General features: G+C 38.8%; 14 protein-coding genes. 1 reads left to right on the forward strand and 13 read right to left on the reverse strand.

Translation table 11 applies throughout. The features are described 5' to 3' along the window. Window positions 1-86: 86 nt before the first annotated feature. From acs to ICG50_RS12100, 13 genes are all read right to left on the reverse strand, one after another. Window positions 87-1,994: an acetate--CoA ligase gene (gene acs, locus ICG50_RS12040; RefSeq protein WP_187661150.1), complete on the reverse strand. Its 1,908-nt coding sequence runs from the start codon at window positions 1,992-1,994 to the stop codon at window positions 87-89. 107 nt (window positions 1,995-2,101) lie between these two features. Then, a complete protein-coding gene (locus tag ICG50_RS12045) occupies window positions 2,102-2,773 on the reverse strand; it encodes an ABC transporter ATP-binding protein (RefSeq protein WP_187661151.1) in 672 nt (223 codons plus the stop codon). 1 nt (window position 2,774) lies between these two features. After that, window positions 2,775-3,998, reverse strand: a complete 1,224-nt coding sequence (locus tag ICG50_RS12050; protein ID WP_187661152.1) for an ABC transporter permease — start codon at window positions 3,996-3,998, stop codon at window positions 2,775-2,777. Window positions 3,999-4,000: 2 nt separating this feature from the next. Next, entirely contained in the window at window positions 4,001-5,086 is a 1,086-nt protein-coding gene (locus ICG50_RS12055) for an efflux RND transporter periplasmic adaptor subunit (RefSeq protein WP_187661153.1), read from the reverse strand. After that, a complete protein-coding gene (locus ICG50_RS12060) occupies window positions 5,083-5,670 on the reverse strand; it encodes a TetR/AcrR family transcriptional regulator (RefSeq protein ID WP_187661154.1) in 588 nt (195 codons plus the stop codon). The genes ICG50_RS12055 and ICG50_RS12060 overlap by 4 nt, the downstream gene beginning before the upstream one ends. 86 nt (window positions 5,671-5,756) lie before the next feature. Further along, window positions 5,757-7,652: an acetate--CoA ligase gene (locus tag ICG50_RS12065; protein ID WP_187661155.1), complete on the reverse strand. Its 1,896-nt coding sequence runs from the start codon at window positions 7,650-7,652 to the stop codon at window positions 5,757-5,759. Between the two features lie 175 nt (window positions 7,653-7,827). Next, window positions 7,828-8,190 carry a response regulator transcription factor gene (locus tag ICG50_RS12070; protein ID WP_187661156.1) on the reverse strand — a complete coding sequence of 121 codons (363 nt, stop codon included), beginning with the start codon at window positions 8,188-8,190 and terminating at the stop codon, window positions 7,828-7,830. Then, window positions 8,187-10,880, reverse strand: a complete 2,694-nt coding sequence (locus tag ICG50_RS12075; RefSeq protein ID WP_187661157.1) for an ATP-binding protein — start codon at window positions 10,878-10,880, stop codon at window positions 8,187-8,189. Before ICG50_RS12075 ends, ICG50_RS12070 begins: the two co-directional genes overlap by 4 nt. Next, on the reverse strand, window positions 10,873-11,067 hold the full coding sequence (locus ICG50_RS12080; protein WP_187661158.1) for a hypothetical protein: 195 nt from the start codon (window positions 11,065-11,067) through the stop codon (window positions 10,873-10,875). The genes ICG50_RS12075 and ICG50_RS12080 overlap by 8 nt, the downstream gene beginning before the upstream one ends. Before the next feature lie 75 nt (window positions 11,068-11,142). After that, complete coding sequence (locus ICG50_RS12085) at window positions 11,143-11,358, reverse strand: DUF6814 family protein (protein ID WP_187661159.1); 216 nt, start codon at window positions 11,356-11,358, stop codon at window positions 11,143-11,145. 10 nt (window positions 11,359-11,368) lie between these two features. Then, entirely contained in the window at window positions 11,369-12,907 is a 1,539-nt protein-coding gene (locus tag ICG50_RS12090; RefSeq protein ID WP_187661160.1) for an MFS transporter, read from the reverse strand. Window positions 12,908-12,928: 21 nt separating this feature from the next. Then, window positions 12,929-14,188 (reverse strand): DcaP family trimeric outer membrane transporter, encoded by a 1,260-nt coding sequence (locus ICG50_RS12095; RefSeq protein WP_187661161.1) that lies wholly within the window; start codon window positions 14,186-14,188, stop codon window positions 12,929-12,931. A gap of 98 nt (window positions 14,189-14,286) precedes the next feature. Beyond that, the gene (locus tag ICG50_RS12100; protein WP_187661162.1) at window positions 14,287-14,706 is read right to left on the reverse strand and encodes an IS1/IS1595 family N-terminal zinc-binding domain-containing protein; all 420 of its coding nucleotides are present in this window, start codon (window positions 14,704-14,706) and stop codon (window positions 14,287-14,289) included. 685 nt (window positions 14,707-15,391) lie between these two features. Here ICG50_RS12100 and ICG50_RS12105 point away from each other — a divergent pair. Beyond that, window positions 15,392-16,435: a tyrosine-type recombinase/integrase gene (locus tag ICG50_RS12105; RefSeq protein ID WP_187661163.1), complete on the forward strand. Its 1,044-nt coding sequence runs from the start codon at window positions 15,392-15,394 to the stop codon at window positions 16,433-16,435. The last annotated feature ends 101 nt before the right edge of the window (window positions 16,436-16,536 follow it).

Raw genomic sequence — 16,536 nt, forward strand, 5'->3', positions numbered from 1 at the left:
AACTACAGTTATATAATTCTGTTAAAGTAATTTGAAGCGAAAGTGCATAAAAAAACGCCAACTCGATTTGAATTGGCGTCTTCTTTTTATAGTTTTCCTTCTTTAATCTCTTCGACTATTTCCGGATTTAAAAGCGTTGATATATCGCCGAAATTAGAGTAATCGCCTTCTGCTATTTTTCGCAAAATACGACGCATGATTTTACCCGAACGCGTTTTAGGTAAGCCCGAAACAAACTGAATTTTATCGAGTTTAGCGATTGGTCCGATTTGGTCGGAGATTAATTGGTTGATTTCTTTAGCTAAGTTTTCTTGGTTACGGCTTTCACCTACTTCTTTCAAGATTACAAAACCATACAACGCGTTTCCTTTGATGTCATGAGGAAAACCTACAATCGCACTTTCTGCTACGGCCGGATGCTCGTTGATGGCATCTTCAATTGGAGCAGTTCCTAAATTGTGTCCCGAAACGATAATCACATCGTCTACTCTACCGGTAATTCGGTAATACCCAACTTCATCGCGCAGAGCGCCATCTCCTGTAAAATACTTACCCGGAAATGCGGTGAAATAGGTTTCTTTATAACGTTGGTGATCGCCCCAAATCGTTCTCGCAATCGAAGGCCAAGGAAATTTAATACACAAACTTCCTGTGACTTGATTGCCTTCGATTTCGTTGCGCAATTCGTCCATTAAAACGGGTTGAATTCCCGGTAATGGTAATGAAGCGTATGTTGGTTTAGTCGGAGTTACGAATGGAATTGGCGAAATCATAATGCCTCCGGTTTCGGTTTGCCACCAAGTATCCACTAATGGACAACGCTTTCCTCCTACGTGGTCATTGTACCAATGCCAGGCTTCTTCATTAATGGGTTCACCAACTGAACCGATAACTTTTAGGGAACTCAAAGGGTATTTTTGTACATAATCCAAACTCTCTTTAGCCAAAGCACGAATGGCTGTTGGCGCCGTATAGAATTGTGTAATTTTATGTTTTTCGATTACTTCCCAAAAACGACTGAAGTTTGGATATGACGGAACGCCTTCAAAAATTACCGTCGTGGCACCGTTTAATAATGGTCCGTAAAGAATATAAGAATGTCCGGTAATCCACCCGATATCGGCGGTACACCAGTAAATGTCGTTTTCTTCGTAGTTGAAAATATTTTTAAAAGTATAAGCGGTATACACCATATAACCGGCGGTGGTATGCACCATTCCTTTTGGTTTTCCGGTCGAGCCGGAAGTATAAAGAATGAATAGCGGATCTTCCGAATCCATGATTTCCGCTACATTGTTTGGAATGGCTTCATCTAATAAAGGTTGCAACCAAAGATCGCGACCTTCTTTCATCGTTACTGTAGTATTCGTTCTTTTTACCACCAATACTTTTTCTACCGTTGGGCATTTTTCTAAAGCTTCGTCTACAATTCCTTTTAAGTCGATGGATTTATTGCCACGGTAACTACCATCGGAAGTGATGACCATCTTGCATTCACAGTCGTTAATTCGAGCCGCAACTGCCGAAGCGGAGAATCCGGCAAAAACCACCGAGTGAACAGCGCCAATACGGGCGCAAGCTAAAACAGCAACTGCTAGTTCGGGAATCATGGGTAAGTAAATGCAAACTCTGTCGCCTTTTTGTACACCTTGGTCTCGGAGTACATTGGCTAATTTGGCTACACGTGCGTACAATTCGTTATACGAAATGTGTTGCGCTGCTTCGTCCGGATTATTCGGCTCGAAGATGATAGCGGTTTTATCACCACGGCGGGCTAAATGTCGGTCGATACAATTTTTGGTGATGTTGACTTTGGCATCGACAAACCATTTGAACTTGGCTTGTTGGAAGTCAAACTCGAAAACTTTGTCCCATTTTTGGTACCAAGTAAAATTCTCATCGGCGATTCGGTCCCAAAATTTTCGAGGTTCACGAATCGATTTCTTATACATTTTGAAGTAATGCTCCAGATTCAGTATTTTGTAATAACTCATTGTAAATCTTCTTTTATTATCGTTTTGTTATGTAAATATAAATATTCTATTGGTGCAGTGTTAAATTTTCTTGCTAAATAAGTATACATAAACTAATCGATAATGGATTACGTTAGAATTACGCCATCTTTCATCTCAATAATCCTATCACTTTTTTTGGCAAAATCATCATCGTGGGTAACGGCTATAATCGTTTGACCGAAGTTTTGGGTTAACTCTTGAAAAATATCAAAGACGATATTGGTATTTTTACTGTCTAAGTTTCCGGTAGGTTCATCGCCCATAATGATTAACGGATCGTTTATCAAAGCTCTTGCAATGGCAACTCTTTGTTGCTGACCGCCGGAAAGTTTGCTGGCCGGTTTGAGTGCTTGGTCTTGCAAACCTAATATTTCTAATTTTTGATACGCTCGTGCTTCAATCTCATTTTCTGTCAATCGGCCCAATTTAAGTGCTGGAATCATCACATTCCTCAAACAAGAAAACTCGGGTAACAGATAATGAAACTGAAAAACAAATCCAATTTTTTCGTTTCTGATTTCGGCCAATTGGTCTGTAGTTAAACCGGTTACCAATTGGTTGTCGATAAACAATTCGCCTTTGTAATCTGTATCCATCGTAGACAATACATACAAAAGTGTCGATTTTCCGCTGCCCGATTTTCCAATCATAGACAGAAATTCACCTTTCTTCACTTCAAATGAAATGTCCTTCAACACCTGAAATTCGGTTGGCTGATAGAAAAATTTGTTGATATTTTTGGTTTCCAGTATGTTCATATTATTTTCTTAGGATTTCAACAGGATCTACATTGGCAGCTTTTTTGGCAGGAATATATCCGGCGAAGAAGGTAATAATTAAACCTATGACGATTCCTTGAACAAATTTCTTCATTTCATAATCTATCGGAAAATATCCAATATCGCCACCGACATAAACATTTTTTAAAATAGTAATCAATATCACTGCCAAAATCATACCGCCAACTACACCCATAATTCCGATAGAAACGGCTTGTGTCACGAATATTTTGATTACATCATTTCCTTTAAAACCCATTGCTTTCAAGATGGCAATGTCATTTATTTTTTGCGAAACCGTCATATTCAAAATGTTATAAATTCCGAAACCGGCCACTAATAAAATGGTGAATGAAACAAAAGTGATGATCATTTTTCGCATCTTATTGCCCGCCATAACGGTTTCATTGGCTTGTTTCCATCCTTCGGCTTTGTAACCAGTTAGATTTTGAATTTTTTGGGCCACCATTTCCGCATTTTCAGCGTCATCAATATTGACATTGATGTCAGTGATATAACTCGTTCCTTCTTTGAGCAGTTGTTGGGAAACTGAAATATTGATATACGACTTTGTCTTATCTGTATTGGCATTATTAGTTTTAAAAATACCAACGATTTTAAAGGTACGGTTCACACCTTTGGAAGAAGTGAGGTTGATATTGTCGTTTACGGCCAAATTCATCTTCTCGGAAATGCCGCTGCCAATCACTATTCCGTTCGGATTGGATTTCAACAATTCGAAATTCCCTTCCACCATAAATGATTTGATGTTGTACATGAGATTGGCTTCATCGGGTTTAATCCCAACTGCCAAGCCCGAAATCTGTGATTTGCCGTTGTTGTAAAACACATTGGTATTCACTTGAGGCGTAACGACAGTAACTTCTTTTTGTTTTAAAATGGTTTCGATAACCAAATTCGGATTGATAATCGTATTGTTAACCGGAACAACTTTAGGATTGATAATTATGGGTGTAGTTTCTTGCTTACCGATTAAAGGTTTGCTGATTTCATCGTCTTTGTAAACTCTGATGTGCGAAGTAGATTTGAAAATAGAAGCATTCGAACTTTTATCAAAACCCACCATCATGCAATTCATAAAAATATAAATCGACATGCCCAATACAACACCCAAAACCGCTACAGCCGTGAGCTTTTTATTGGAAACAATATAGGTTTTGGCAATGACGAAATTGATATTCATTTTTACGGTTTTAAAGGTAATAGTATGGTATTTTCATCAATTCCTTCCAGTACTTCGACATACTCTGTAGAGATGATTCCGGTTTTGATGATTACCGATTCATCGCTGTCTTTTACATTGACTTTGTTGCCAAAACCGACGTAATTGCGCGGAATCAGTAAAGCATTTTTCTTTTCGCCGACCAGAATGTTTGCTTCCAATTGGGTTCCGAAAAGGGAATTAGCCAAGGGTACATCAAAAGTAACTTTGCAGATAAACGATTGCGATTGTAAGTCAAAAGCCGATAAAATCTCGGTTATCTTTCCGTTGAAAATTTTGTCTTTGTTGGTGTTTAGTTTTACATAAACCATTTGGCCCAACACAACTTTTCCAATGCTATTCTCATCCACGTTTAAAACCGCTTCTACTTTTTCTTGGTTTCCAATGGTAGCAATCACATCGCCTTTTTTGACATAATCGCCATTATTTTTAAGTTTCTTAATCACCGTTCCGTTTTCGGTAACGAGGATAGAATTGTATCCTTTGATGACCTGATTGTTTTTCAATTGGGCTTTAGTGACAATTTGTTGTTGTTTCGCTTGTTGCAATACTTGGGCGTATTGTTTTTTAAGTGCTTTTAAATTGGCCAGCGAATTTTTAGCGGTAAGCTGGGTATTTTCGTATTCGACTTTGGAACCAATATTATTTTGCTGCAATCGTTCATAGCGTTCGGCTTGCTTCTTATCTTGAAGGTATTTGCTTTCGGCGAAGAGTATATTTTGTTCCAATTGTTGTAAAGCTGGCGCATTAACTGTAACATTTTCATTAGAAATAACCAATTGCTCTTGAGCGGTTTCGGCATTAATTTGATTCACTTGATTGTCGATAGTAGCGATTACCGTTCCTTTGGTGACGGTTTGACCTACTTCAAAAGTTACCTTTTGCAATACACCGTCGGTTTGAGCAGTGAGATTATAAGAATCATCCCATTCCAATTGGCCTGAAGCAAAAACCAATTCTTTAATATCTTGTCGAATCGGCTTTATTTCTTGGTTATCACTGCAAGAAGAAAGAAAAAGAACTACCAGTATTATTGCTGTTTTCTTCATGTTGTCATTAATTTAATATTGGTTTTCATAATCGAATTTCCTTGAGTCACCAAATCGATTTCAAATTTTGATAATTTCCATTTGAGCATCATCAAACGGAAACTTCCTATGATTATATGCACGATATCGGTTGTCGAAATGTCTTTTGTAAACTCATTGTTCTGTTTGCCGGTTTCTATAATTTCAGCTATCAATTGCATTTTATAATGGACAATTTTCATGATGGCTTGATTGATTTTTTCAGACTCATCGAATAACCCTTCGGATAAAACCGCTACCACAAAATGTGGGTTTTGGGTAAAAAACTGAAACTGACTTTCAAATAGCTTCAACAATTTTGCTTCAGAAGTATCGTGGTTTTCAAAAATCAAGTCCAAACGCTCTTTCATATTGCTTGCCAAATAGTTTAACAACAAAACCACTATGTCTTCTTTATTCTTGAAATGACGGTACAAAGCACTTTCAGAGAACTCCATTTCTTGTGCTAAATTTTTTGTGGTCAAACCTTTAATTCCTTTTTCTATCAAAAGTTTCCCGGCTGACGCTATGATTTCTTGTTGTCGTTTAGAAGTATTGTCAATCATATTTTTAAAAAGTTAGTGAACATTCACTCTGCAAATTTATATAAAAAAAACCAATAAAATATACGCTTATTGGTTTATCTCTGAAACTATTTAAAACTACCTATTTTCCCTATCTCCAACACTTCTCTTACCTCATCAATAATAGCTTCATCATCAATAGTAGAAGGGATTTGGAAGTTTTCACCATCGGCTATGCTGCGTAATAATTTACGAAGGATTTTACCCGAACGGGTTTTGGGCAAACGATTAACAACAACTACATCTCGCAAAGAAGCTACGGCTCCGATTTGATCACGAACTAACTTTACCACTTCATGTTGCAGTTGAAAATGTTCAATCTGTTCTCCGAGTTTGGTAACTACCAACGCCAACGGAATTTGTCCTTTCAACTCATCGTTTATCCCAATCACCGCACATTCAGCAACTGAATGATGTGAAGCTACAATTTCTTCCATTTCGGCTGTGGATAATCTATGTCCGGCAACGTTAATCACATCATCTACGCGACCGGTTATGAATATATAATCGCTTTCATCTTTAAATCCGCCATCGCCTGAGAAATAATAACCGGGAAATTTTTGCAAATAACCTGCTTGAAAACGGTGATTGTCGTTCCAAATATCGAGTAAAGTTCCAGGTGGCAAAGGCAATTTGATTACCACATACCCTTCTTCGTTTGGCCCTAACTCTTGTCCGTTTTCACCTAAGATTCTGATATCATAACCCGAAACCGCTTTCCCCGAAGAGCCCGGTTTGATAGGTAAATATTCAACTCCCATCATATTGGCAATCATCGGCCAACCCGATTCGGTTTGCCACCAATGGTCGATAGCCGGAATCGGTATGTGTTCACGGTACCATTCTAGGGTCGCCACATCGCAACGTTCTCCTGCGAGGAATTGCGTTCTCAAACAAGACAAATCATATTGCTTGATAAACTCTCCGTTTGGATCTTCTTTTTTGATGGCGCGAATGGCGGTTGGTGCCGTAAACATCACACTCACTTTATGTTCCGCAATCACTCGCCAAAACGTACTCGCATCCGGAGTTTTGATTGGTTTGCCTTCAAAAACTATCGTGGTATTTCTGTTGATTAATGGTCCGTAAACAATGAAACTATGGCCTACAACCCAACCCACATCAGAAGCTGCCCAAAAGACTTCACCGGGTTTTACACCGTAGATTTTCTGCATAGAAAACTTAAGCGCTACAGCATAACCTCCGGTATCGCGAACAATGCCTTTGGGTTTTCCTGTCGTGCCCGAAGTGTATAAAACGTATAAGGGATGCGTCGTTTCCACCGGAACGCAATCGGCTTCTTCTGAGCCGTAGACTAAAGCATCGTAATCGACATCGTATTTCTTAAACGGAATTCTGGCTCCTAGTTTTCGGTTGAGCACTACCACTTTTTTAGGTTTGTGTTCGGCCAATTCAATCGCTTCGTCTACCAAAGGTTTGTAGGCAATTAACCTATCGATTTCAATTCCTGACGAAGCGGTTAAAATAACTCTTGGTTTACAATCGTCAATTCTGATGGCCAATTCATGTGGCGCAAAACCACCGAAAACAACTGAATGCGTGACTCCTATTCGAGCGCAAGCCAACATGGCAAAAGTGGCTTGTGGAATCATCGGCATGTAAATGATAGCGGTGTGTCCTTTTTTTAAACCTAAAGACAATAAACCACCGGCGAGTCGTGCGACTTCTGATTTGACTTCGTTGTAAGTATATTTTTTAACCGTTTGGGTAACCGGTGAATCGTAAATGATTGCAATTTGGTCGCCGAAACCATCGTTGATGTGTTTGTCAAGTGCCAAATAGCAAGCATTCAAACTGCCGTCTTTGTACCACAACGGATAACCGGTTTCGTCTTCGGATAAAATGTTTTGCGGTTTGGTAAACCAATCGATTTCATTGGCTTGTGCTACCCAGAACGCTTCCGGATTTTGGATGCTTTGGCTGTAAAAATCTTGGTAATTCATTGGTAAGGTTAGGTTGGTAACTGTTTAATTCACAGCTTAAAAGTAACCATTATTCCCTTACCTTTCAAAACTTTATTGCTAAATAGGTATATACAATACTTGTCTTAAAATTTAGCACATTTACAAAAAAAAGATTGACATTCAACTAAGTACGACAGCAACTTAAACTAATCGATTACTCTAATAAATCATTCACTTGCTCCACTACCTTTTTAATAGAGAAAGGCTTCGTTAGATAAGCATCGGCTCCGAGTGCCATTCCTTTTTCGATATCGCTTTCTTTGTTTTTGGCGGATAGGAAAATCACTTTGCAATGGTTCAGTTGCTCGTTCTTTTTGATTTGTTCCAAAGTTTCAAATCCGTCTACCAAAGGCATCATGATATCGAGTATGATAATATCGGGAAATTGGTTTTTTAAAATATCCAAAGCTTCCTGACCGTCGCGGGCAATAAACACTTCAAAGTTGTTCTTTTTGAAAGTGTATTCCAATGACATCACTATGTTGGGTTCGTCGTCTACTATTAAAATCTTTTTCATGGCTGCTGTTTTTTGGGTATGGTAAAACTCAAACACGCACCGCCGGTAGCATTATTGGTGGCCCAAATTTTCCCTTTGTGGTGTTCAATAATTTGTTTGCAAATCGCTAATCCTAATCCGCTACCAATAGGCTTTTTGAAATTCTGATTGGTTGATTGGTAGAACTTGTCGAATATGGTTTCAAAATCATTCGGTGCAATTCCTTTACCGTTATCGCTTACTTCCACTTGCACAAAATCGTGTTTGTCATAAACCGCTAAGGTAATCAAACCATTGTTCTCGGGACAAAACTTAATCGCATTTGAGACTAAGTTCGTCACCACTTGCACTATTCTGTCTTCATCAAAATCGGCTTTCAGATTACCGTTGCCTTCTACATGAACGTGAATGTACTTGTTGTTAATCAACTGTTGCAAAGGTTCAATCGCATTTTCAATCGTTTCCAAAACCTTGTGTGTAGCAAAGTTAACTTTTTGTCGGCCGGTTTCAAACTTTTCTAAGTCGAGAATTTTATCAATCAAACGATTGAGTCTATCCGATTCGGAAATAATATTTTGCAAAAACTGTTTGCGGAGTTCTTCCGGAATTTCATCATCGTCGTATAAAATCTCACTCGAAGCCCGAATGGCCGTGATTGGCGTTCGCAATTCGTGAGTAACCGTATCGAGGAATTCGTCTTTTTGTTTGTCTTTTTCCATCAACGAAACATTGGCGTCTTGCAACTTGGCGGAGATTTCTTTTAGTTCGTTAGAGGTTTCAATCAGCTTTTTGTTGATGATGATATTCTCTTTGGATTCTTCCAAAATCTTTAAGACTTCGGGTAAGGTTATCTTTTCTTCTTTGACTACACTTGAGATTAAGATTTTGGCGGAAGCCGTACCGATATGTCCCGTTAAGAGATTTTCGGAGAATTTAATCAAACGAGCATCGGCTAACTCTTCGTTTTTATCGACGTTGTATTTTAGGTTGAAGATGTTCATGGCACGCTTGGTTCTTTCTTCGCCTAAGAATTTAATCAGCACTTTTTCGATGTCGGTTCGGTAAGCCGTTCCTTTCCATACGAATGCATTTTCGTGCATAGTGATGTATTTGTTGATGTCTAAAAACATTTCGGCATAGTTACGCTCTCGGTAATTGCCTTTGAAACTTACGGAAACGGCGATGTAAATCATGAAGTTGAACAACAAACTCCAAAACAATGCATGAGGAACAGGCTGTAAATAATCTAAGCCAAAAAGTTGTAATGGTTTTAATAATTTGATGCCAAATAAACCTTCGGTGATGAAGGAAGTATCGGAAGATGTTATTCCTAAGGCATAAGGAACCAATAACGTATACAAGCAAATCACGAAACCCACAATTAAGCCCGAAACCGCTCCGGTTCTTGAACCTCTTCGCCAAAACAATGCGCCAAAGAACGATGGTGCCAATTGAGCAATAATGACAAAAGCCACCAATCCGATAGAAAACAAACTGTAATCTAAGGCGAAATAGCGGTAGAGAAAATAGGAAATAATAATCAGCGAGAAAATCCCAATCTTACGGATGTTAACAATCTTTTTGTTGATGGTACTTTGCTCGTTGTGTTTCAATCTACCCAACAAACCATAAGGAATAATCAAGTTGTTACTCACCATGGTTGATAGTCCGATAGACGACACAACTATCATTGATATAGCCGCTGAAAATCCTCCCAAGAAAACCATCACGGTCAAAGTCTTGTTGTCAAAAAATTGCGGAATTAATAGCGAATACGTATCGGAATTCACGCTTTGCCCATCGAATAAAATATTGCCGCCCCAAGCAATTGGGTAAACAAAAATATTAAACAACAATAAGTACAGCGGAAACAACCAAACTGCAGTATTCACATGATTTTCCCTGGTGTTCTCAATCACCGAAACTTGAAATTGTCTAGGTAACAAAAAGATGGCGAACAAGGAAAGTATGCACAAGAAAAACCAGTTGATGGCTTGTGGTAATCCGCCGATGGTGTTCTTTTGTTGGAAGTGTTCCAATAAAGAAGCTTTAGCATAAATATCATCAAAACCATCAAAGACAAAGAACGTTACATATACGCCGATGATGATAAAGAAAACGAGTTTCAATACGCTTTCTAAAGCCACCGCGGTTACAATTCCTTTACGTTTTTCGGAAGCATCAACGTAGCGCGTTCCGTAAATGGAAGCGAATATCGCCAGGGCAAAAGCCACATAAGTCGTGCTATCGTCAAAGATGTTAGAACTCGATTCGGTTTGGGTGACTACGTGAAACGTTTCGGCTATCGATTTTAATTGCAAAGCGATGTAAGGCAAAATACCAAACAAGCAAACGATGGTTACGACTGCTCCTAAAAAACGGCTGTTGCCATAACGCAGTGAGATAAAATCGGCTATACTTGATACTTTATTGACTCTTGAAATGCGAATGATTTTCTTCAAAATAATCATCCATGCCGGGATAATGATTATCGGACCTAAATAAATTGGCAAATAATTCAGTCCCGAATTGGCGGCCACACCAATACTGCCGTAATACGTCCATGCCGTACAATAAACCGCCAGGGAAAGCGAATAAATATAGGGATTGTTCGTCCATTTTGAGTTTCCTTTTTTCTCTGCCCAATGGGCTATGAAGAAAAGAATCCCTAAGTAAAGTGCCAATATGATTAATAATACTATACTATTCATGGTAGCGCTTTATGATGATGAAAGACAACAAAATGGAAAACAACCACACCGAAAAAATGTAAATGTAAATCACCGGAAACCCCATAACAGCTTCGGCACTATCAAACAGCAGCAGTATCGGAAGATTTAATCCGATTAGCAGTACCATAGTGATGATTACTAATTTTTGTTGGTGTCTTTGTTTCATTTATGATTTGAATCTATAAAAAGCCAAAAGCCCTTAACGAAGTAAGAGCTTGAGGCAACCAATAAACTTTATTATTTAATCTTCATATTCATTTGTTAAGGCATACCACCCGAAGATGGTTAACCCGGTTACTATCAGAGGTAATAATACGAAAAATATAATTATCCCGAAAACCAAATCGTCTTGTTTTCCTGAGGTTAACTTTCCTCCAAAAATACCGATGGCATAGTACGCTACAGCTATCGCTAAAGCAATCCAAACTATTCCTAAAAATTTCTTTACTGTGTTCATAGTTTTTGTTTTAGTCGTGAAGTGTGTTAATTTTTCTGTCGATGTAAATCATACCGATGACAAAACATACGGCAGCAATTCCGATTGGATACCATAATCCTTCGAGGTAAAACTCGACATCACCGGCTTCTTTGGATTGGGATACGAAGTAGGTTGAAATGGCCGGCAGTAATCCACCAAAGATACCATTTCCTACGTGATATGGCAACGACATCGACGTATATCTGATCTTCACCGGGAACATTTCTACTAAGAATGCTGCGATTGGACCGTACACCATAGTTACAAATATTACCTGGATAAATACCATAAAGATTAAGAACCAGCGATCGGAACCATTGATGGTTTTGGTGACTTTGGTTTCGATTTTGTCTTTGCCTTTGTCGTCTACCATTAGTTTTCCGGCTTCAAAGTGTAGGGTTTTGATTTCTTCTACTTTGGTCCCATCCGTATATTCTTTTGTGGTGGTGTAAATTGAATCCATTTTGGTAGCATCTACTTCTTTCATGGAAGGCACTACTTTAGTATTGGCTGCGATTTCTGTTTTCTGAGTTAAATCGGTGCTGTTGTACATGGCTCTGTAAATTGGTCGATAAAGGAAAATAGCCAATAACATTCCCGCCATCATGATGGATTTTCTGCCCCATTTGTCGCTCAACCAACCAAAGAATACGAAGAAAGGTGTCCCTAAAATTAAGGCGATACCCAGTAACATATCTACTTGAGAGGAATCAATGCTTTGTACGGTTTTCAGGAAGTTCATCGCATAGAATTGTCCGGTATACCAAACTACTCCTTGTCCCATTGTGGCTCCGAATAACGCCAACAAAACAAATTTTAAGTTGTATTTGTTACCAAAACTTTCTTTCAACGGATTGGATGATGTTTTTCCTTCCGATTTGGCTTTGGCAAATACCGGAGACTCGTCCATGTTTTTACGGATAAGGTAAGATACATAAACCATTAGGATAGAAACCCAAAACGGTACTCTCCAACCCCATTCGTCAAAAGCTTCTTTAGACAAGACACTTTTGGTAATTAAAATTACCATTAAGGAAATGAATAATCCAACGGTTGCAGTGGTTTGAATCCATGACGTCCAATAGCCTTTTTCTCCTTTGGGTGCATGTTCGGCTACATAGGTTGCGGCTCCACCGTATTCTCCTCCAAGGGCTAAACCTTGAAGTAAACGAAGAATTAATACTAAAATCGGTGCGGCAAAGCCAATGGTTTCATAACTCGGAATACATCCAATTACGAAGGTTGCGCCACCCATTAACATCAAAGTAACCATAAAGGTGTATTTTCTTCCGATAAGATCTCCTAATCGTCCGAAGAATAAGGCTCCAAACGGACGCACTACGAAACCGGCGGCAAAGGTGGCCAGCGTTGACAAGAACGCAGCGGTTGGATTGTCTGTTGGGAAGAATTTAGTAGATAACACTACGGCTAAACTACCGAAGATGTAAAAGTCATACCATTCAATCATGGTTCCCATAGAGGAAGCGGAAATCACTTTCCAAATTCCTTTTGATTTTTTATTGCTCATATTATATAAATTGGTTGGTTATTAAAAACTGTAAGCACAAGAAATCATGGCTCTAAAATTACCTACTTTCTTGTTGTTTCCGTCAAAAGTGGCATCGGGTTTTAAATCGCCCCAAGTGGCACCTGTGTATTCAATTTCAGGAGTTACTCTGAATTTGTTTTGTTTAAAATCTACTCTGCCCGATATTCTCATTACGTTGTCAACGCCACGAGTTCCGGAAAAACCTCTTCCGTATAACGTGGTTGGATTGTCTTTGCTAACGCCGTCTGTTTTGGTGTACCCAAAGAATAATCCCGGTGCTACACTTTTACCGTTGCTGGCAATATCAACCCACATGGCGGTGGTTTTAATTCCTTCATAAGTTTCTACTTCACCCGGAACAGTGTAACCGGCAAATCCGCCTAACATCACTAAGTTATACATGTTTTTACCTGAAATTCCGTAAGCTTTGATGTGGAATTTATCGTTGTTGTATTTGAAATAACCTACTACTGAAGTGGTATTTACTTTCTCGGAAGTGGCTAAGCCATTGCTAACGGTTAATGGTTGTAACGATTTGTATTCAAAGCCTAAACCGGCTATCCAGTTGGCGTTTTTGAATTGGAATTGTCCGTGTAATGTTGGTAACGGCGAATTAAAAGAAGCTGAGTTTTGTGTTCCACCGGTAGCGGTTGCCGTGGTGAACTCTCTTTCTTTGTAGGCTGTAAAGGCAAAAGACAATTCTTTAGTGAAGTTTTGTTTGATTCTGGCTTGCGAAACCCATCCGAAAGGATTGAACATGATGCCTGTGCTAAAGTTAGCTACCCCCGGAAATACTTCTGGGATAAACGTTGGATACCAAGTTTGTCCCAAAGTTAAGCTGGTTTTCTCCCAATCGAGGGTTACATAGGCGTGGCGTAAACGGAATAAACCGATGGTTGATTCTGTGTTTCCGAAGAAGTCACCTTCTAAAGTTCCGGCAGTTTTGGCACCCCATACATTTGGTCCTTTGGCTTTAACCCCTAAACGAGAAACTACCGATAAGAAGTTAGAAGCTCCAGCATCGTTTATATCATTTCCGTTGGCATCTAATTGTTCGTCTAGCGGGTAAAGATTTAAATTGTACTCACGTACTTGTGCGGAACGTCGGGTATCCCAAATGTAATCGGTTCGGATGAAACCGTAGGTACTTACCTCCCATTCTTTAACAGGCGTAGCAGTTGTGGCTGCCGGTGCCGGAGTAGTTTGCGCTTGGCCAGCAAATGACCCTAAAGCAAACATTACTAATAAAAGTTTTTTCATAATTTGGATTGTTGGTTTTGGTTAAATTTTGTTCTGCCAAATTCTAACATTTTACCAATGAAAAAAATTATGATATATATTATTGTAAATAACTATAGTTAATCTTTGAAACGCTCCCATTTTATAAGCATAAACTTGTCGCCCAACTCGGTAATAATCATGCCGGCGCCTTTTAAAACATCTTTGTTTTTAAGGAATTCAACCAGCTCTAAATGGTTGTATATCTTATAGGTTGGATGATAATCGGTATGATTGGGTTTGGCTATTTTAAACTCCTTTACCCAATTGCTGACGGTAACATGCGAAACCCCGATAATTCGCTCTATTTCGCGGTAACTTAGGCCTTCTAAGTACAACTGCAATGCCTTAGTAACATAGTAACTGTCTATCTTTTTACCTAGTTTATTTACGGTGAAGTAATAGTTGCATTTTTTGCATAAAAACCTTTGTCTGTCCTTGATAACGCCACTTTTGACTATGGCATCGCTTTGGCATTTGGGACATGCTAAAATCTCCATATATATAAATTTTGCATAAATATACTTATTTAGCAAATATACAAAAGCGTTTTTGTTATTTTTTTTAGTTAAAAATTACAAACCCTTTAATTTTAGTGGGTTTTTATTGTGGAATGTATAAAAATAGTTGGGAGTTATGAGTTAGGAGTTAGGAGTTAGGAGTTATGAGTTATGAGTTAGGAGTTAGGAGTTAGGAGTTATGAGTTAGGAGTTAGGAGTTAGGAGTTATGAGTTAGGAGTTATGAGTTAGGAGTTATGAGTTAGGAGTTAGGAGTTAGGAGTTAGGAGTTAGGAGTTGGGAGTTGGGAGTTGGGAGTTTGAATTTATGTGGTTTGCTTGTTGCACTCTTACTGCACTTTGATTGGGCTTTGATAGGACGTTAATAGGACGCAGTAACTTTTTACTATTCTTGCTATCGCTTTGTATGACGTTACCATGATGTTACTATGACGCAGTAGTTTTTTTAAAGTTGGAGAGTTGCACTGATTTCACAAAAGACCATTCCTATTTAGCCCCGATTGTAGTGGCGCCGTTCAGAACGGAAAGCGGGAATTACGACTGCCGATAAATCCCGAACCGTTCGCTACTATTTATTTAACTTGTACGTTTTATTGTATAAATATTCCCCCTAAAAATCATTTAAGTAAATATTTTTCTTACTTTTATATTTTAAAAGGCAAAAGAGATGAACTGGAGCGCCAAAATTATTACGCATAGAGGTGAAAAAAGAATAGCGGTATTTTTTGACCGGAACGAAGAATTGATTGCTGTCATAAAAGCGATTAAGGGTTCAAAATGGAGCCAAACGATGCGGGTTTGGCATTTGCCTGACCATGATGAGCACCGAGAAATGTTTGGTTTACCGTTGCTTATCGATTCGCTACCCAGCGAGGAAGGCGCTCGAAGTTTGGAGAATTTTAGGCGTTGGTTGCGATCAAAGCGGTATAGCGACAGTACGATAAAGACTTATATGGAAGCAGCAAAGTCATTTTTGGTGTTTTTTAAGCACAAACCGAGCAATACGATTTCGAATGACGATGTGATTTTGTATAATAATGATTATATTTTGAAGAACCAATTATCGGCTTCATATCAGAATCAAATTGTGAGTGCGATTAAGTTGTATTTCACGACGGTTCAGGATCGAAAGGTGGAAATTGAGAGCATTCATCGCCCGAAGCGCGAGAAGGTTTTGCCGAATGTTTTGAGTAAAGAGGAAGTAAAATTGATTTTGGAATCGCAACACAACATCAAGCACAAGGCGATGTTGTGTTTGATTTACAGTTGTGGTTTGCGACGAAGTGAATTGTTGCATTTGAAACTTGACGACATCAACTCAAAGCGAAACATTGTCATCATTAGGCAAGCCAAAGGAAAGAAAGACCGGATTGCGCCCTTAAGTTCGAAGGTTTTGGAGTTGCTTCGGGTATATTATAAAGGCTATAAACCGAAGGTTTGGTTATTTGAAGGACAAGTGAAAGGCCAACAATATTCGGAGCAGAGTTTGCAAACCGTTTTTAAGCAAGCGGTTTATAAGGCCGGGATTACTAAACCGGCTACTCTTCACTGGCTTCGGCACAGTTATGCCACGCATTTATTGGAAAGCGGCACCGACTTGAGGTACATTCAGGAGTTGTTGGGCCACAGCAGAAGTAAAACCACCGAAATATATACACATGTTAGTACCCATAGTTTGCAACAAATAAAAAGTCCGTTTGATGATTTGTAATATTTTTAATATATTAGCCAAAGTAAATAAGTATGACATGAACAATACTTATCTCACCGGAAACGGACAGATGAATATGATTTTGTAATACATATAGACTA

The organism is Flavobacterium buctense (genome assembly GCF_014486695.1).
Taxonomy (GTDB): domain Bacteria; phylum Bacteroidota; class Bacteroidia; order Flavobacteriales; family Flavobacteriaceae; genus Flavobacterium; species Flavobacterium buctense.